Origin of the sequence: Campylobacter sp. CN_NE2, from assembly GCF_027797465.1 — a bacterium.
Taxonomy (GTDB): domain Bacteria; phylum Campylobacterota; class Campylobacteria; order Campylobacterales; family Campylobacteraceae; genus Campylobacter_B.
In genome coordinates, this window is the sequence record NZ_CP115608.1 from 92,376 (window position 1) to 109,820 (window position 17,445).

Here is a 17,445-nt window from a genome sequence, read left to right on the forward strand (position 1 = left end):
CAATTTTATTTTTTTGTCCTCGTAGCTCAGTAGGATAGAGCGCAAAATTCCTAATTTTGAGGCCACAGGTTCGAATCCTGTCGGGGATACCATTATTTTCCATTTGAAATATTGTTGCCAACTAAATAAAGCGTATAATATATAAAACATCTAGAATTTTAAGTAAATTTATTAAATATTATCAATTACGCAAAATAATTAAGGAATTTTGTGCTAAAATCTAATGATTTTAACTTTAAAGGATATTAAAATGAAATGGCGTGGTGGCAATCAAAGCTTAAATGTCGATGACAAAAGAGCTAGTTCAGGTGGTGGCGGTGGGATAAATCTTGCCTTGTTGATTCCGATTGTAAAATTTTTGATAAAAACTAAATTTGGTAGAATTATCCTTTTAGTGGGCGTCGTAGCAGCGTTTTTAGGTTTTAATCCTTTAAATCTTTTAAATTTCTCTGCCATTGGCGGTAATGCAGGTGCTTCAAAATTCCAAAACACACAAGCCGATCAAGAAGCAAAAGACTTTGTCGCTACCGTCTTAAAACAGACAGAAGATACTTGGGGAGCGATTTTTTCGCGCCATAATGCAAGATATGTAGAGCCAAAATTGTTACTTTTTCACGGAGCGATTAATAGCGGTTGTGGCTATGCAAGCTCACAAGTAGGACCATTTTACTGCCCTGTTGATACAAAAATTTACCTAGATACGGACTTTTTTAGCGATTTAGCAAAAAATCATAACGCAGCAGGCGATTTCGCACAAGGTTATGTCATCGCCCACGAAGTCGGACACCATGTGCAAAATTTGCTAGGAATTTTAAGCAATGCCGATAAATTAAAAGCTAGAACAAACGAATCTGGCGCAAATGCGATTCAGGTCAAAGTCGAGCTTCAAGCCGATTGTTTTGCCGGAATTTGGGGACATAATCAATACAAAATTTTAGAAGACGGCGACTTGGAAGAAGCTCTAAATGCCGCCACGATGATAGGCGATGATACCTTGCAAAAAAAGGCTCGTGGCTATGTGGTGCCTGATTCTTTTACGCACGGAAGCGGCAAAGATAGAAAAGAGTGGTTTTATAAAGGCTTTAAAACAGGCGATTTGAATGCGTGTTTGACGGGCTTGGAGAGTTGGTAAATTATGAATTTTAGTAAATTTAGCGAATTTGGCGAATTTTTGCGACCCTGCACGGGTTTTTTGATTTGAAATTGAAACGAGCCTAGCTTTTTCGTCACGCAAACTCGGACAGACAAATTTAGTATTGTAGGGTGGGCATCCTTGCCCACCAAAACAAAAATCGCTTCTTGTGATAACGATGGAAAGAAAATTTAAATTTTGGTGGGCAAGGATGCCCACCCTACGAAGCTACGATAATACTTATCGTTGTTCTTTATATCCAAGAGATTTTAGTATTTCTAATCCTTCTTGGTCGTTTATATATTTAAAAGTTACTTCTAGTGAAATTAATGAAGGCAAAGCTTCATCTCCGCCATATTGTTTAACTAATTTTGCATATTCTATCTGTCTATCACGCATTTTTTTATATTTTTCGCTTTTTGCGTATTCTTTTTGTTTTTCGTTAATTGGTTCTTTTATATTAATACTCATATTATCAACGAAGCCAAGACTACCAAGTCCAGTCGATATACCTATCATACTTGTAAATGTTTTATCTTTTAAATTTTGAAAAAACAGCTCCATAGTTTTGATTTTATCCATATGGTGTGGTTCTTTTATTAGGTATTTTTTTAAATTTGGAAAAATATCATTTGCGAAAACTGGCGGGTAGAAAAGTTCCGCACTCATACCCTCATCAAACATAATTTGCATAATTTGTGCAGTTTTATTATCGTCAATGCTTTCATTAGCAATGATTATAAACGGAAGTAAATCATTTGTGTATAATTTTGGCTTATAGCTCATCAAAAGTTCAAACATTTTTTCATCAAAAACCTTGCCTTTTGTTATGGCTTGAATTTTTTCTTTTCTTTCTTTCACATATTCATCGCTTTGAAATGGCATTTTTGAATTTAAATCATCATCTCTAAATTTAATACAACTATCGAAATACGCACTAATCGGCGTTGTAAAAATATCATAGTTTAAATTTATTAAATTTGGACTTTTATCCAAAATCGACTTTGTTGCATTATAATCAGCATTTGTAACAGCTTGAATAAGTTTTTCAAGTTCAGCTTTTTCTTGTTCTGTTTTTGGTGTATTGTGTAAATTTCTATCATATTTTTCGAGTTCTTTTATAGCTTCATCGCTAAGTTCGGTTTGATTTTGTTGCAATGATACAGAATTTGAATTTTCTAAATTCGGCATACTATCAGCTATCGCCAAATTCAAACTCAACCCCACTCCACAAAGTATCATTAAAAATAGTCTTTTCATTTTTATCCTTTTATTTCCAATTTAAATTAGTATCGTATGGTGGGCATTTTGCCCACCATTAGTGCCGAATTTAAATTTTTTAAAGCAAATTTTCAAATTCTAATCGTATTTTCAGGCAAGACTTCGATTTCTATATTTGGTTTTTTGTTTTTATTGCTCGAATTTTGGTCGTTAAAGTGCATTTGAAAACTTTTATTTAAATTTTTCAAAATGTCGCCAAACATCTTTTCAAGTTCGCCGTTATCGATATTTTCATTTAATGTAGCGTTTAAATCGCCAAAAAATTTGCCAAAACTTTTATCAGCTTCTTTGGCTAAATTTTCCAAATCTTTTCCAAAAATTTCAAAGGTTTTATTTAAATCTTTTGCCAAATTTTCGCCGTTTTGACGCAAGTTTTCTAAATTTTCTTTGTTATTTTGTAAAAAATCATTTAACGCATTTATAGAATCTTGTCCGAATTTACCGAAATTCTCGCCTAAAATTTTAGCATTTTTTGCGATTTCATCGATAGTTTTGTTTATATCTTCTGTTTTTAAATTTTCTAAATTCGGTGCAGGTTTTTGCGAATTTTCGCCTAAATTTGCCGAATTTTCACCCGAATTTGGCGAATTTTTAGCCAAATTTTCATCTTTTTTCTCGCCTAAATTTGCTTCGATTTTCGGCTGGGATTTTTGAGAATTTGGCTCAGCCTTACCCACGGCAACGCCTTTTTTAGTGCCGTTTATCTCTAAATTTAGCGTATCTTTTTTGCTTTTTTCATCGCTAGAACAGCCAAAAAACAAAACACAACCCAAAACCGCAATGATAAATTTATTCATCGCTAATCCTTTCAAATTTAAAAAATAGTTCAGTTTTTAATCTCAAAAGTAGGCAAAATGCGATATTTACGCACTCATTTCGCACGAAATTTCTATCTCCGTGAATTTGAAATTTTTCTACGATTTTTTCTCCGTTTTTGTCGCCTACGCCCACAAACACCGTTCCAGCAGGTATTTCGCCGTCATCAAACGGACCTGCTACGCCGCTAACGGCAATCGCAAAATCTGCCTTGCTAAGCTTTAAAATTCCGTCAATCATCTCGCTAACGCACTCTTTGCTATAAACGCCAAAATTCGCCAAAGTCTCGTCGCTAACGCCTAGCCAAGCGTTTTTTGCGTTTTGGCTATATGTGATTAGCGAGCCTTCAAAAATTTCCGAAACGCCTGAGATTTCGCCAAATTTTGCCGAAATTAGCCCTGCCGTGCAACTTTCGGCAAATGTGATTTTAAGGTTATTTTGTATAAGTTTTCGTGCAATGAATTCGATAAAATTTTCACTATCAATCACAAAATTATCAAAAATTTTCTTTACGCCACCCAAGAAATCATTAAGCCCGTAAAATTTATTTTCTTTTGCTTTTATGCAGATTAAAAATTCGTTAAATTGTGATAAAACTACGCTTATATCGTAGGTTTTAAGCAGTGGCTCAATGCGAGTTTTTACATAATTAAGCCCGTATCCAAAAATATAAAAAATTCTGCTATTTTGTTCGCAAGGCGTTAAAATTTGCGGTAAATTTTCGTTCGCACTAGCTTTTAAAACATTGATTTGGCACTCTCCAATTTGCATTAAAAAGCTATTTTTGGCGACATTTTTTACCATTGACGGAACCAAAGTTTCGTTTTTTAGTTCGAGCAAATCAGAAGTTAGAGTGGCTAAAATTTTGCTTACTATACCATAGCTTTCGCTACTAGCAAAAATCGTTATAAATTCGCACTTTTTGGCTAAATTTTCTATGAAATTTGGCAAATTTTTGTCATTTTTGTTTGCAAATTTAATCTCATCAAATTCTAAATGCCCGTTACGACAATGTCTAAAAATATAATCCAAAAAATTTCCGTTTAGTCGCAATTCTTCGCCGATAAGCAAAACGATACTTTTCATAAAATTCCTTTAAATTTGGCACATTATACCACAATAAATTCTATAAATTTTTCAATTTTCAGAACTTCTTAATGGCTACTTGGATAAAATTCACAAATTTATCAAAATTTATACTTTTAAAAAGGCAAAAAATGGATTATAAGGACACGCTATTTCTCCCTACGACGGATTTTGCTATGCGCGGAAATCTGCCACAAAACGAACCAAAAAGATTTAAATCTTGGTATGATGAACGAAAAGTTTATGAAAAAATGAGAGCCAAAAGGCAAAATGCTAGTGTTAGTTTTAACCTGCACGACGGACCGCCGTATGCAAACGGACACCTGCATATCGGTCATGCGTTGAATAAAATTTTAAAAGATATTATTACAAAAACTCACTATTTTTTCGGCGAAAATATAAACTATGTGCCGGGCTGGGACTGCCACGGACTGCCTATCGAGCAACAAATCGAAATCAAACTAGGGGAAAAGAAAAAAGAGACTTCAAAAGGCGAAATTCGCAAACTTTGCAGGGCTCACGCTACCGAATTTATGGGAATCCAAAGAGATGAATTTAAAGATTTAGGCATTTTGGGCGATTGGGAAAATCCATATTTGACGATGAAATTTGAGTTTGAAGCTGAAATTTACAAAGCCCTAACGCAAATCGCTAAAAAAGGCATTTTGATAGAACGAAGTAAGCCTGTTTTTTGGAGCTGGGCGGCAAAAAGTGCCTTAGCAGAAGCAGAAGTCGAATACAAAGATAAAGAAGATTACTCGATTTATGTGGCATTTGCATTAAGCGACGAAGCAAATGCTAAAATCGGTGCAAAAGGTGCAAAGGCAGTCATTTGGACGACTACGCCTTGGACGCTTCCTGCTAATAACGCAATCAGCCTAAATCCAAATGAAATTTATGCGCTAACGGCTGAAAATTTGATTTTTGCAAAGCCTTTGGTGGAGAGTTTGGTAAATTTAGGTATCACAAGTGGCAAAATTATCAAAGAATTTAGCGCAAAAGAGCTAGAAAATCTATATGCGATAAATCCCTTAAATGATAGACTTTCTAAATTTATCCTTGGCGAACATGTCTTAATGGACGGCGGAACGGGACTAGTGCATACTGCACCTGGGCACGGCGAAGATGACTATTTTGTTGGATTAAAATACAATATCGAAGTTTTAATGCCTGTTGATGAAAACGGCTGTTATGATGAGACGCTTCGTGGTAAAAAGCTATTTAGAGATAGCGTTGTTGATGAGTTTATCGGTATGCATGTTTTTAAAGCAAATGAAAAAATCGTCGAAATTCTAGGCGATGCGGTGGTAAAAGTCGGCAAATTTACGCACTCTTATCCGCATTGTTGGCGAACGCATAAGCCCGTGATTTACAGAGCTACAAAACAATGGTTTATCGCAATGGATAAAGAATTTTCTAATGGCAAAACGCTTCGTCAAATCGCACTTGATGAAATAAAAAGGATTAAATTCTATCCACAAAGCGGCGAAAATCGTCTAACTTCGATGATAGAAAATCGCCCTGACTGGTGTATTTCAAGGCAAAGAGACTGGGGTGTTCCGATTGCATTTTTCCGTGATAAATCCACAAAAGAGCCGATTTTCGATGAAGAACTAATGGATAATATCTATGAAATTTTCAAAACTAACGGGGCTGATGCTTGGTGGGAAATGGAAATTTCTGAGCTTCTGCCAAAAAATAGCAAATTTAAAGCTGAAAATTTAGAAAAAGTTATGGATATTTTAGATGTTTGGTTTGATAGCGGAAGCACTTGGAAAGCCGTTTTGCAAAGCGGAATTTACGAAGCCGGTGGTTTTCCGGCTGATATGTATTTAGAAGGAAGCGATCAACATAGAGGCTGGTTTCAAAGCTCACTTTTGGTAAGTTGCGCTATAAATGAGTGTGCGCCGTATAAGAGCATTTTGACGCATGGATTTACGGTTGATGAAAAAGGTCAAAAAATGAGTAAATCAGTCGGAAATGTCGTCGCACCACAAGAAGTAGCCAAAGAATACGGCGTGGAAATTTTACGCCTTTGGGTTGCTTTGAGTGACTATTCAACAGATCTTAAAATCAGCCAAAATATCCTAAAACAAGTCAGCGAACAATACCGCAAAATTCGCAATACAATTCGCTTTTTACTAGCAAATGTTAGCGATTTGCAAAATTTAGAAACGGCAAATTTCACAGAGCTTGACAAATGGATTTTAACAAGAGCGGTAAGCGTTTTTGGCGAAGTTGAGAGCGCATTTAGAAATTATGATTTTTCAAAGGGCTTTAACCTGCTTTTAAATTTCCTAAGTGCAGATTTAAGCGGAATTTACCTTGATATTTGCAAAGATAGATTGTATTGTGATGATGTAAATTCGTCTCGCAGACGAAGCGCACAAAGCGTTATGGTTATCATCACAAGAGCGCTTTTACCTTTGATAGCACCGACTTTAACTTATACGATCGATGAAGTTATGGAATTTGCTCCAAATATCGTAAAAGACGGCAAAAATGACGCTTTTGATTTAGAATATGAAGCGATTAAATTTGATAAATTTACCGAATTTAGCGAGATACTTACGGCTTCAAGAGAGAAATTTTTTGAAATCATCGATAGTCTTAAAAAAGACAAAATCATAAAATCGACTTTGGAGCTAAATTTGCAAACTAGTTGCGCTGAGATTTTAGGTGGCGATAGTGATGAAATTTGCGATTGGTATATGGTTAGCGAGATTTCAAATATTGATAATAGCGAATTTCTTGCTGAATTTAAAATCGGCGATGAAAGTTTTAGACTTTGCAAGGCAAAAAATCACAAATGCCCAAGATGCTGGAAATTTAACGCCGCAACGGACGAAAGCTTGTGCCAAAGATGTGCAAAGGTTTTAAATGTTAAGTGAGCCGATTTCATTTGCCTTTATAATTTCTACAATCGCCCTTATAATCGCACTTAGCTTTGTGGGCGTTTATTTTGTAAATAAAAAAGCAAAAAATATCAAAAAGGAGAAAAATTGATAAGTTTAAAAGAAGCATTAAAGCTAACGCCAGATGAGATACTAAATTTACGCAAAGAGCTAAAAGAAAAAATCGCACAAACAAAGAATTTAGGGGCTTATGTCGAACAGCTAACAGGCGAAGAGCTAAATGAAAGTGGCTTAGGTGTGCCGATTGCGATAAAAGATAATATTCAAGTAAAAGATTGGAGTGTAACGGCTGCTTCGAAGATTTTGCAAGGCTATGTTGCGCCTTATGACGCAACCGTTATCACAAAACTACGAAACGCAGGACTTGCGCCTTTTGGTCGCACAAATATGGACGAATTTGCTATGGGAAGCACGACAGAGACTTCATATTACGGCAAAACGCTAAATCCGCTTGATAGCTCACGCGTTCCGGGCGGTAGTAGCGGCGGAAGTGCGGCTGCTGTGGGTGCAGGAATTGCAATCGCAGCTCTTGGAAGCGACACAGGCGGAAGTATTCGCCAACCTGCTGCATTTTGCGGTTGCGTGGGATTTAAACCAAGCTACGGCAGAGTGAGCCGTTATGGGCTTGGGGCGTATTCAAGTAGCTTAGATCAAATCGGACCGATTACAGGGAATGTCGAAGACGCTGCGATTTTGTATGATATTATCGCAGGACACGATAAAATGGATAGCACAAGCTACGCAGGTGAGTTTATAAAAACGGCAGATAAATTAAATAGTGATAGAAAATTTACAATCGCCGTGATTGAAAATTATTTAAATGAAGCTAGTGATGAGATAAAAACGGCGTTAAATTTGGCTATCGATAAGCTTAAAGCTTTCGGACATAAGATCGTTTATAAAAATTTATTAAATTCAAAATATGACATTGCGACATATTATATCATCGCAACTGCCGAAGCTAGTGCGAATTTAAGTCGTTACGACGGCGTGCGATACGGAAATCGTGCAAAATCGGCAAATTTAAAAGAGCTTTATGCAAACACCCGCGGCGAGGGCTTTGGCGATGAGGTAAAACGAAGAATGCTTCTTGGAACATTTGTTTTAAGTAGTGGTTATTATGATGCTTACTACATAAAAGCACAAAAAGCAAGAGCCTATATCAAGGCTGAATATGAAGAGATTTTTAAAGAAGCAGATCTTATTTTTATGCCGATTGCTCCAAGTGTAGCGTATAAATTTGGCGAGTTAGCCAATCCGCTAAGTGCATATCTAAGCGATATTTATACAATCGGCGTAAATTTAGCAGGACTTCCTGCGATTTCTGTGCCTGTGGGTAAAAACTCTGGCGGCTTAAACATAAGCGCACAGCTTATCGGCAAGGCTTATGACGAACAAGCGGTTCTTGATGGCGGTTTGAATTTAGAAAAAATTATAAGGGGATAGTGATGAAAATTTTGAAAAAAGCTTTGACATTTGAAGATGTTTTGTTAGTGCCGCAGTATTCTGAAATTTTGCCAAAAGATGTTGATATTAGAACGAATTTGACAAGAAATATTACGCTAAATACGCCATTAGTCAGTGCTGCTATGGATACGGTTACAGAAGTAAAAACGGCTATTATGATGGCGCGAATGGGCGGAATCGGCGTAATCCATAAAAATATGGACATCGAAAGCCAAGCAAAAATGGTTAAAAGAGTGAAAAAAAGCGAAAGCGGTATTATTTTTGATCCAATTTCAATCAAAGCCGATGCGACCGTAAAAGACGCGCTTGATTTAATGGCAGAATACCATATCAGCGGTGTTCCTGTTGTCGATGACAACGGCATACTAATCGGAATTTTAACAAATCGTGATTTGCGTTTTGAAACTGATACAGCTTCATTAGTCGGCGAAAAAATGACAAAGGCTCCACTAATCACAGCTCCAAAAGGCTGCACTTTGGATGACGCTGAACTTATTTTTAGAAGTAACAAAGTTGAAAAACTTCCTATAATCGACGCAAACGGACATTTAGAAGGTTTGATTACCATTAAAGATTTGAAAAAAAGAATAGAATATCCAAACGCAAATAAAGATAAATTTGGTCGTTTAAGAGTTGCAGCTGCTATTAGCGTAGGGCATTTTGAAAGAGCCGAAGCACTGGTAAAAGCAGGAGTTGATGCGCTTGTTATGGACTCAGCACACGGACACTCAAAGGGCATAATAGACACGCTAAAAGAGTTAAAACGAAATTACGAAGTAGATGTCATAGTCGGAAATGTAGCAAATCCTGCAAGTGTGGCTGATATTGCTGGGGCTGGGGCCGATGCTATTAAAGTCGGTATTGGTCCGGGAAGTATTTGCACAACTCGCATTGTAGCGGGTGTCGGTGTGCCGCAAATCACGGCTATTAGCGATTGCGCAGAAGCTGCTAAAAAATTTGGAATTCCAATCATAGCAGACGGCGGTATAAAATACTCAGGCGACATCGCAAAAGCCCTTGCAGCAGGAGCAAGTTCAGTTATGATAGGAAGTTTGTTAGCAGGTTGTTATGAAACTCCTGGCGAGTTAATCACTTTCCAAGGCAGACAATACAAAACTTACCGCGGTATGGGCTCACTTGGAGCTATGCAAAAAGGAAGTGCAGATCGCTATTTCCAAGACGGCACGGCAAAAGAAAAACTAGTCCCAGAAGGCATAGAAGGTCGCGTTCCTTATGCTGGTTATTTAAAAGATGTTGTGTTCCAGCTAGTTGGGGGCTTACGAAGCTCTATGGGATATTGCGGTAGTAAAGATATAAAAACTTTCCAAGAAAAAGCCGAATTTGTTGAGATTACAAGTGCCGGACTTAAAGAAAGCCATGTCCATGATGTTATCATCACGCAAGAAGCACCAAATTACCGAGTAAATTAGTGAAAATTCAAACCAAAATAGAATACTTTGACGAACCGCTCCATTTAGAGAGCGGTCGAATTTTATCAAATTTTAAACTCGCTTACGAAACTTACGGCGAGTTAAACGAAGAAAAATCAAATGTCGTTGTAGTCTGCCATGCCCTGACCGGTTCTCACCATGCAGCAGGTAGATATGAAAACGATACAAAAGCCGGTTGGTGGGACAATCTAATCGGCGATAAAAAAGCAGTCGATACCGAAAAATATTTTGTAATTTGCGTAAATATCATTTCTAGTCCGTTTGGTTCGACTTGTCCTTTGGATTTGGACGAGCGGGGCGCCGAGTATCGCACGAGATTTCCTGTTATCGTCATTAGCGATGTGGTAAAGGCGCAAATGAAGCTTTTTGCTCGTCTAGGCATAACTCACGCAAAAGCCGTCATTGGCGGTTCGTTAGGGGGCATGCAAGCACTTTGCTACGCTATCGAATACCCAGAATTTGCCGAAAATATATTTTTACTAGCGACCACTTATGCTACAAATCCGTGGGCGATAGCTTTTAATAAAATCTCAATCGAAGCCATTGTTAGTGATCCAAATTTTAAAAACGGAAATTACGACAAAGATGAAATCGCAAAAAACGGCTTAAAAGGTATGGAAATCGGCAGAATGGCAGGTCATATTAGCTTTCTTAGTCCGAATTCAATGCAGAAAAAATTCGGCAGAAACTATGTAGAAACAGACGGTCTATACGAGCTTAACGGCAGATTTCAAGTAGATCGCTATCTTGAATACAACGGAGCAAATTTCGCCAAACGATTTGATCCGCTTTGCTATTTATATATCGCTAAAATGATGAATATTTTTGATTGTACTAGACATTATGGAAGCCTAAAAAACGCACTTAGCGAAATTAAATCAAAAATGTATATTATCTCTTTTGAAGGCGATTATCTCTTTCCGCCACATTTGATGAAGGAAATTTATGATTGTTTGGTGGATTTGGGTAAAAAAAGTTTAGCTCATTATGCCGAGATTGACAGCGATTACGGGCATGATGCGTTTTTGGTTGAAGTAGAAAAATTTGATTTTATAATTAAAAGGGTTTTAGATGAGTGAAAATTTGCAAAATGAGAGTGAAAATTTTGAAGAAAAATTAGAAAAAATAAATGAAATTTTAGAAAAGCTAAATGAAAAAGATTTGACGCTGCAAGAAAGCGTTGAGCTTTATAAAAACGGCGTAAATTTGCTAAAAGACGCAAAGCAAATTTTGCAAAACGCCGAACTTGATATAAAAGAATTTGGTGGCGAAAATGAGTAAAGTTTGTGTGTTACAGCTTCCGACACTTTCTATGAACGAAAGCAGGATTGATTATTATATGAAAATCGCCAAAGATAATGACGCTAAAATCGTGCTTCTTGGCGAATATGTGCTAAATAGCTTTTTTACCGAGCTTAAAAAAATGCCAAAACCGATGATAAAAGAGCAGAGCGATCACAAAAAAACTCTTTTTGCAAATTTGGCAAAAAAATATGATTTAACGATAATTGCGCCGATTGTTTTGCTTAAAAACGGCGGTTATGCAAAAAGTGTTGCTAAATTTAGCCCAAGCTCGACTAAATATTTCGATCAAAATATTTTGATAAACTACGCTCACTGGGACGAAGATGGTTTTTTTATAAATTCAAAAAATGCAAAAAAAGAGCAAAATGACGAAATTTCATTTCCGATTTTTAGTGACAACGGTGTGAAATATGGAATTTTATTTGGCTTTGAAGCGCATTTTGACGCCGCTTGGGTGTATTTTATGAAAAAGAAGGTTGATTGTGTTTTATTGCCGTGCGCTTCGACATTTGACTCAAATGAGCGTTGGGAAGAGCTTTTAAAAATTCGCTCGTGGCTGAATTCTGTTTTTATAATCAGAGCTAATCGTATCGGAAAAGCGAAATTTGGCAAAGAAAATTGCGATTTTTACGGGCGAAGCGCGGTTTTTTCTCCGCTTGGAGAAATCATAAATTCGCTAAAAGATGAAGAGGGCGTGTTGCTAAGCGAAATTTCCAAAAAAGAGCTAAGTTTTGCAAAAAATTTATGGAAATTTAGAGATATTTCAGCCAAAAAAGGGCTGATTTAGATAGCGATAATATAGTGTAAAATCCGCAAATTTAAAAGCGATAGCTTTTAAATTTGCCACTCCTAGCGTGCAGGGGTTGGGGGATTGTAAGGGGGAAGGGGGCGCTTCGCAAGTCAGCCAACTTCCCCCTTACAAGGCAATTTTAAAGTAGGTTAAATTTTTAAATTTGCAAAATTAATGCAATAATATTGTGGTAATTTAAGGTAAAAAATGGAATATTTTCACAGACAAATACAGCTTTGGGGCGAAGACAGGCAAAATTCGCTAAAAGATAAAAAAATTCTCATCATCGGCTCAGGCGGTCTTGGCTCATCTTTTGCTTATGCGCTTGGGTCTAGCGGTGTGGGCGAGATTTGTGTTGTGGATTTTGACACGGTTTCGCTTCATAATATCCATAGACAAATTCTTTTTTCGCTCGAAGATGAGGGTAAATTTAAGGCTGATATTTTTAAAACTCGTGTTGAAAGTAGATTTGACGGGGTTTGCGTTCGTCCTTTTAAGATGAAAGCTGACGAATTTTTTAAAACCTGCGCCGAAAAATTTGATCTTATTTTAGATGCGACCGATAATCTTGCCACGCGTATGCAAATCGACGAATTTGCGAAAAAAACGGAGACACCGTGGATTTTTACTTCGGTTGATAGCTGGCAGGTGCAAGTCTGCTTTATCGAAAAAAGCGATTTTAAATTTTTCCCTACTACGAAAGTGGCACCAGCAGGGCTTGCTGCGCCTATCGTTATGTTTGCGGCGAGTTTTACGGCAAATTTAGCACTTCGTTATTTGGCAAATTTGGAAGTCAAAAAAGATACGCTTTATTACTTAAATTTTTTCTCGGGCGAATTTGAAACCAAAAAAATCGCTCTTGTTTAAGGCAAAAAATGGTTATACTCATAACGGGCGCTTCGCACACGGGCAAAACGCTTTTAGCACAAAAAATGGTTGAAATTTATAAATTTTCGTCTTTTTCAATCGACCACCTAAAAATGGGGCTAATTCGCTCAAAAAATACAAATCTCACTCCAAATGACGATGAAGCACTAACGCCGTATCTGTGGCAAATCGTGCGTGAAATAATTAAAACCGCCATAGAAAATGGGCAAAATTTGATTATCGAAGGTTGTTATGTGCCGTTTTCTTGGCGGAGCGATTTTAGTGAAAAATATTTGCGCCAAATTCGTTTTATAGCCCTAGCGATGAGCGATAAATTTATCGATGAAAATTTTGATAAAATCAAAAAACATAGCTGTGATATAGAAAATAGGCTTGATGATACGACCTGCACAAAAGAAAATTTAAAAGCGGATAATCAAAATTTTATAAAGGGCTTTTTAAACAACAGCGAAAAAATCGTTTTAATAAACGATGATTACGAAAAAACTATAAATAATCTTTTAAGTGAGAATTTAAAATAAAAAGCCAAATTCCAAAGCGAACTTTGGAATTTGTGGGATAATTTTTAAAAATTTAATTAACAAGCTCAGCGCTAAATTTTTTCTCGTCGAATTTTTTGCCTAAGAATTCGCAAACTTTCATCGCATCTCGTTCCGCATTTCCTAGACAGCTAGTTGCGCCCGGACTTGGCGTCATATTAAAGATAATTCCATCGCCAGAATCAATACTAGCTTCGCCTAGCATTAGTTTTTTCTCTGTTTTATTTAAAACTTGCGGTCTAACGCCGCCAAAGCCTTTGGCATAATAAACATCTTCAACGCGAAGAGATGGAACGATTTTTCTAGCATCTTTTATAAAAAGTTGTGCGCCGTATCCCGGAATTTCAAATGCAAAATTTCTAAAAATATAGTTTCTAATCTCGCTATCTTTAAATAAATCAAACAAAATTCCGGCAATTTCTTTGCTAAAATTCAAAGTTTGTAAGTATTCTGGGAAGCTTCTCATGCCTTTGTATCGCTCTAATTTTGGCATAGCAAGAGCTGTTGGTCCGAAGCGAGTGCAACCACCTGCTAAAATATCAGGATCGCCGTGAAGTGCGGCAAACGGAAGTTTTGGATTTTGAACCATATAAACTTTTCCATTTAGAAGTTTTTGTTTAGTTAGATAAAAACTTCCGGCAACAGATAAACAGCCCATATCTTTGCCGTATCCCATTTTGTGCGCTAACCAAAGCGAGTGAGCTCCTGCATCAACTACGACAAAATCGGCACTAAGCGAAAGCTTATTTGCCGTGCGAATATAGAATTTTTCGCCCACTTTTGTGATATTTTGCACTTCTGAGTTTAGATAAACTTCGCAAGTTTTTTTAGCTTCTTTTTTTGCATTTTCTATAAACGAATTTGACATTGCACCATAATCAACCGTTGTATAAACTCCGCTTTTAACTCCCATTGCAACGACATTTTCAGGGCGTTCATTGCCGTTTTCATCAAAAATAACTCTTGGTTCGATCTCTTTTAGGGTATTTTTGTCAAAAAATTCCAAATACGGAAATAGTTCTTTGAAAGTTTCAAATCTTTGTGTTATAGCTTCTACTTCTTCATCGCCTACGCCCATTGCCATTTTTTGACCTTGGAACATAAACTTTTCATTATATCCGTGTTGAAGCCCGTATTTGATAATCATATCGGAAGTTCGCTTTGTTTTTCTAGCCTTTTCAAGCGTATAGTTTGTTTCTATATCGCCACAGTGGATAGTTTGAGAATTTGCTGTGCCTTTTGAATTTAGCGTTGCAACGCCTTCGTATTTTTCTAGCAGGGCAATGCTTTTAATATCCGTGTAACGCGCCAGTGTATAAAGCAACGCACAGCCGCTGATACCGCCGCCGACAACGACAACTTCGTAGTGCTTTTCTTGCATTTTGTTTATCCTTTTTTTAAAATGTTTAAACATAGAATTTTGCTAAAATTTTGCTTAAAATCTAGTTATAAATTTATTATTTTTTGCTGAATTTAATAGATTAAATTTCGAATTCAACTTGATTTTATAAATAATGAATTTGTTTAAGCAAAATTTAATTGAAATTAAATTTATTTTTTTTAGATACAATACCAACCTTAAAAAAAAATATCAAGGAAAAAAATGAAAAAGGTTGCCATTATTTTAGCGATTTTTGCGGTATTTGCTTTTGGCGCAGGTAATCAAAATAAAACACCAAATAAATCTCAAAAACATTACATACTAAAACTAGCTCTTGCTTGGGAAAATACGCTTCCTTTGCTTAACCAAAGCGCTTTGGAATTTAAAAATTATGCTGAAATTATGAGTGGGGGAAAGCTTAAAATCCAAATTTACACCCCGTCGCAACACAAATCAAATGGGCAAATTTTTGACTTTGTCAAAGACGGTAAATTTGATCTAGGTTATACTGCGCTTTATTATTATCACGAAAAAGATCCCAAATTTACGCTATTTACGGCTGTTCCTTTTGGTATGACAAACGATGAAGGACACGCTTGGTATTATTACGGTGGCGGAAAAGAACTAAGCGAAAAAATGTTGTCAAAATACGGCGTTAAGGCATTTTTAATGGGCTCAACGCAAATGCAAATGGGCGGTTGGTTTAAAAAAGAGATAAACTCTCTTGATGATTTGAACGGACTTAAAGTTAGGATTACAGGCTTTGGGGCAGAAGTTATGAGCAAACTTGGCGTAACGATAAACACGGTGCCAACAAACGAGCTTTACAAGGCCTTTAAAATGGGGACAATCGATGCAGTAAAATGGATAAATCCTATTTATGATATGGGCTTAAATTTGCATAAGGTTGCTGATTATTATTATATCGGCTGGCAAGAACCCAGCGCAAATTTGCATTTATTAGCTAATAAAAAGACCTTTGAAAATTTGCCAAAAGATTTGCAGATGATTTTAGAAACTTCTGCCAGACTTGCGGGTGAAAATTTTAAAAACAAAAGCTTTTTTGGCAATGCAAAAAATTTAGAAAAATTAAAAACTGATTATCCAAATATCCAAATCAAGCACTTTTCCGATGAAATTATAAACGCTTTTAAAAATGCAACGCAAGAAATTTTAGAAGAAAATTCGGCAAAAGATCCACTTTTTAAAGAGATTTTGCATAGTCAGCAAAAATTTCAAAAAATCGCCAGAGAGTGGAAAATGACAAACGAAATAGCCTTTTTAAATTCGCAAAATATCAAGCCAAAAAATGATGAAAATTTGGCGTTATTTAGTGATAAAAACGAAACGCAAAATTCGCTAAATTTGCCAAATTTGGATAAAAATTCAACTAATGACAAAAACAAAACTACTTCTGTGATAACAGGTGATGAAGCAAATTTGACGAAGTAGTCAAATTCGCCTATCTAGCAAAAATGTAAATCGCCCATATCGTTATCATCGAAAGTAGCGTTTCTAGCGTGATTATCACAGCCATTAATTCTTTATCTCCGCCAAGCTGTCCTGCTAAAATGTAGCTTGATGTGGCTGTTGGCATAGCAGCAAAAAATATGCAAACCATTGCGATAAAATCGGGCAAATTTAAAGCCGTAACGCCTATATAAACTAAAAATGGATAAAGTGCGAGTTTTAAAAATGACGAAACAAATAAATCGTTTTTTAAATTTTTAATGGCTCCAAATTTTAGTCCGGCTCCGACCGATAAAAGTCCCGTTGTAACGGCTGCTGAGCCTATTAGTTTAAAAGGCTCAAAAATTACGCTTGGCAAATTTATCAAATTTGCGCAAATTCCTATGATGCAGGCTAAAACTAGTGGATTTTTAAATATATTTTTTATAGTCAAACGCAGAGAAAATTTACCCTTTCTAACATAAATCGCAAAAATGCAAACGCAAAAAATGTTGATTAACGGTATCATAAACGCCATTAAAAAAGCCGCGATCACAAAACCTTCTTCGCCGTAAAGTGCGCCCACAATCGCTAGAAAAATATATGTGTTATAGCGAATTGCGCCTTGAAATACGGAAGTAAATTTGCTAGGGCTAAATTTGAAAATAAAATTTGATAAAACAGACAAAAGCGAAATTATAAAAAATGCTATCAAAACGACCAAAAAACCGCTCATCATAGCGCTACTTCCGTCTATTTTGGCAACCGCGATTTTATAAATCAAGAGCGAAGGCATTAAAATATAATAGGTCAAGCTATCTAAAATGTCCCAAAATTTTTGAACTTTATAAAATTTATGTTTTAAAACAAAGCCGATTATAATGAGAAAAAATATCGATAAAATCGCACTCACGATAGTTTGCATATTTAGCCTTTTTTTGAAAT

At 36.2% G+C, this 17,445-nt stretch carries 16 protein-coding genes and 1 tRNA gene; 12 read left to right on the forward strand and 5 right to left on the reverse strand.

Annotation, left to right across the window (positions count from 1 at the left end):
• Nucleotides 1-15 precede the first annotated feature (15 nt).
• Nucleotides 16-92: transfer RNA gene (locus PF028_RS00500), tRNA-Arg, on the forward strand.
• 158 nt (nucleotides 93-250) lie between these two features.
• Entirely contained in the window at nucleotides 251-1,132 is an 882-nt protein-coding gene (gene ypfJ / locus PF028_RS00505; RefSeq protein WP_270860710.1) for a KPN_02809 family neutral zinc metallopeptidase, read from the forward strand.
• A 240-nt stretch (nucleotides 1,133-1,372) separates the two neighbouring features.
• Here ypfJ and PF028_RS00510 read toward each other — a convergent pair whose 3' ends face one another.
• From PF028_RS00510 to PF028_RS00520, 3 genes are all read right to left on the reverse strand, one after another.
• Nucleotides 1,373-2,392 (reverse strand): hypothetical protein, encoded by a 1,020-nt coding sequence (locus tag PF028_RS00510; protein WP_270860711.1) that lies wholly within the window; start codon nucleotides 2,390-2,392, stop codon nucleotides 1,373-1,375.
• A 92-nt stretch (nucleotides 2,393-2,484) separates the two neighbouring features.
• On the reverse strand, nucleotides 2,485-3,210 hold the full coding sequence (locus PF028_RS00515) for a hypothetical protein (RefSeq protein WP_270860712.1): 726 nt from the start codon (nucleotides 3,208-3,210) through the stop codon (nucleotides 2,485-2,487).
• Nucleotides 3,203-4,315: a CinA family protein gene (locus tag PF028_RS00520; RefSeq protein ID WP_270860713.1), complete on the reverse strand. Its 1,113-nt coding sequence runs from the start codon at nucleotides 4,313-4,315 to the stop codon at nucleotides 3,203-3,205. Before PF028_RS00520 ends, PF028_RS00515 begins: the two co-directional genes overlap by 8 nt.
• A 131-nt stretch (nucleotides 4,316-4,446) precedes the next feature.
• Between PF028_RS00520 and ileS the strand changes: the two genes are divergently transcribed.
• From ileS to PF028_RS00565, 9 genes are all read left to right on the forward strand, one after another.
• Nucleotides 4,447-7,206, forward strand: a complete 2,760-nt coding sequence (gene ileS, locus PF028_RS00525) for an isoleucine--tRNA ligase (RefSeq protein WP_270860714.1) — start codon at nucleotides 4,447-4,449, stop codon at nucleotides 7,204-7,206.
• Entirely contained in the window at nucleotides 7,196-7,321 is a 126-nt protein-coding gene (locus PF028_RS00530) for a hypothetical protein (RefSeq protein WP_270860715.1), read from the forward strand. The genes ileS and PF028_RS00530 overlap by 11 nt, the downstream gene beginning before the upstream one ends.
• Nucleotides 7,318-8,676, forward strand: a complete 1,359-nt coding sequence (gene gatA, locus PF028_RS00535) for an Asp-tRNA(Asn)/Glu-tRNA(Gln) amidotransferase subunit GatA (RefSeq protein WP_270860716.1) — start codon at nucleotides 7,318-7,320, stop codon at nucleotides 8,674-8,676. The genes PF028_RS00530 and gatA overlap by 4 nt, the downstream gene beginning before the upstream one ends.
• Before the next feature lie 2 nt (nucleotides 8,677-8,678).
• Nucleotides 8,679-10,127, forward strand: coding sequence for an IMP dehydrogenase (gene guaB, locus PF028_RS00540; RefSeq protein WP_270860717.1), 1,449 nt, complete (start codon nucleotides 8,679-8,681; stop codon nucleotides 10,125-10,127).
• Nucleotides 10,127-11,227 carry a homoserine O-acetyltransferase MetX gene (gene metX, locus PF028_RS00545; RefSeq protein WP_270860718.1) on the forward strand — a complete coding sequence of 367 codons (1,101 nt, stop codon included), beginning with the start codon at nucleotides 10,127-10,129 and terminating at the stop codon, nucleotides 11,225-11,227. Before guaB ends, metX begins: the two co-directional genes overlap by 1 nt.
• Nucleotides 11,220-11,429: an exodeoxyribonuclease VII small subunit gene (gene xseB, locus PF028_RS00550; protein ID WP_270860719.1), complete on the forward strand. Its 210-nt coding sequence runs from the start codon at nucleotides 11,220-11,222 to the stop codon at nucleotides 11,427-11,429. The genes metX and xseB overlap by 8 nt, the downstream gene beginning before the upstream one ends.
• Nucleotides 11,422-12,240 (forward strand): carbon-nitrogen hydrolase family protein, encoded by an 819-nt coding sequence (locus tag PF028_RS00555; RefSeq protein WP_270860720.1) that lies wholly within the window; start codon nucleotides 11,422-11,424, stop codon nucleotides 12,238-12,240. Before xseB ends, PF028_RS00555 begins: the two co-directional genes overlap by 8 nt.
• A 210-nt stretch (nucleotides 12,241-12,450) precedes the next feature.
• Nucleotides 12,451-13,110: a HesA/MoeB/ThiF family protein gene (locus tag PF028_RS00560; protein WP_270860721.1), complete on the forward strand. Its 660-nt coding sequence runs from the start codon at nucleotides 12,451-12,453 to the stop codon at nucleotides 13,108-13,110.
• Nucleotides 13,111-13,118: 8 nt separating this feature from the next.
• Nucleotides 13,119-13,652, forward strand: a complete 534-nt coding sequence (locus PF028_RS00565) for an adenylate kinase (protein ID WP_270860722.1) — start codon at nucleotides 13,119-13,121, stop codon at nucleotides 13,650-13,652.
• A 52-nt stretch (nucleotides 13,653-13,704) separates the two neighbouring features.
• Here PF028_RS00565 and PF028_RS00570 read toward each other — a convergent pair whose 3' ends face one another.
• Nucleotides 13,705-15,051 (reverse strand): FAD-dependent oxidoreductase, encoded by a 1,347-nt coding sequence (locus tag PF028_RS00570; protein WP_270860723.1) that lies wholly within the window; start codon nucleotides 15,049-15,051, stop codon nucleotides 13,705-13,707.
• Nucleotides 15,052-15,273: 222 nt separating this feature from the next.
• Between PF028_RS00570 and PF028_RS00575 the strand changes: the two genes are divergently transcribed.
• Nucleotides 15,274-16,503 (forward strand): TRAP transporter substrate-binding protein, encoded by a 1,230-nt coding sequence (locus tag PF028_RS00575; RefSeq protein ID WP_270860724.1) that lies wholly within the window; start codon nucleotides 15,274-15,276, stop codon nucleotides 16,501-16,503.
• A 10-nt stretch (nucleotides 16,504-16,513) separates the two neighbouring features.
• Here the strand turns inward: PF028_RS00575 and PF028_RS00580 are convergent, their stop codons facing one another.
• Nucleotides 16,514-17,425: an AEC family transporter gene (locus PF028_RS00580; RefSeq protein ID WP_270860725.1), complete on the reverse strand. Its 912-nt coding sequence runs from the start codon at nucleotides 17,423-17,425 to the stop codon at nucleotides 16,514-16,516.
• Nucleotides 17,426-17,445: the final 20 nt, after the last annotated feature.

Bases quoted from the DNA above. Each gene is read 5' to 3' on its own strand.
- ypfJ (WP_270860710.1), top strand. From the start codon at position 251: ATGAAATGGCGTGGTGGCAATCAAAGCTTAAATGTCGATGACAAAAGA.
- PF028_RS00510 (WP_270860711.1), bottom strand. From the start codon at position 2,392: ATGAAAAGACTATTTTTAATGATACTTTGTGGAGTGGGGTTGAGTTTG.
- PF028_RS00515 (WP_270860712.1), bottom strand. From the start codon at position 3,210: ATGAATAAATTTATCATTGCGGTTTTGGGTTGTGTTTTGTTTTTTGGC.
- PF028_RS00520 (WP_270860713.1), bottom strand. From the start codon at position 4,315: ATGAAAAGTATCGTTTTGCTTATCGGCGAAGAATTGCGACTAAACGGA.
- ileS (WP_270860714.1), top strand. From the start codon at position 4,447: ATGGATTATAAGGACACGCTATTTCTCCCTACGACGGATTTTGCTATG.
- PF028_RS00530 (WP_270860715.1), top strand. From the start codon at position 7,196: ATGTTAAGTGAGCCGATTTCATTTGCCTTTATAATTTCTACAATCGCC.
- guaB (WP_270860717.1), top strand. From the start codon at position 8,679: ATGAAAATTTTGAAAAAAGCTTTGACATTTGAAGATGTTTTGTTAGTG.
- xseB (WP_270860719.1), top strand. From the start codon at position 11,220: ATGAGTGAAAATTTGCAAAATGAGAGTGAAAATTTTGAAGAAAAATTA.
- PF028_RS00555 (WP_270860720.1), top strand. From the start codon at position 11,422: ATGAGTAAAGTTTGTGTGTTACAGCTTCCGACACTTTCTATGAACGAA.
- PF028_RS00560 (WP_270860721.1), top strand. From the start codon at position 12,451: ATGGAATATTTTCACAGACAAATACAGCTTTGGGGCGAAGACAGGCAA.
- PF028_RS00565 (WP_270860722.1), top strand. From the start codon at position 13,119: ATGGTTATACTCATAACGGGCGCTTCGCACACGGGCAAAACGCTTTTA.
- PF028_RS00570 (WP_270860723.1), bottom strand. From the start codon at position 15,051: ATGCAAGAAAAGCACTACGAAGTTGTCGTTGTCGGCGGCGGTATCAGC.
- PF028_RS00575 (WP_270860724.1), top strand. From the start codon at position 15,274: ATGAAAAAGGTTGCCATTATTTTAGCGATTTTTGCGGTATTTGCTTTT.
- PF028_RS00580 (WP_270860725.1), bottom strand. From the start codon at position 17,425: ATGCAAACTATCGTGAGTGCGATTTTATCGATATTTTTTCTCATTATA.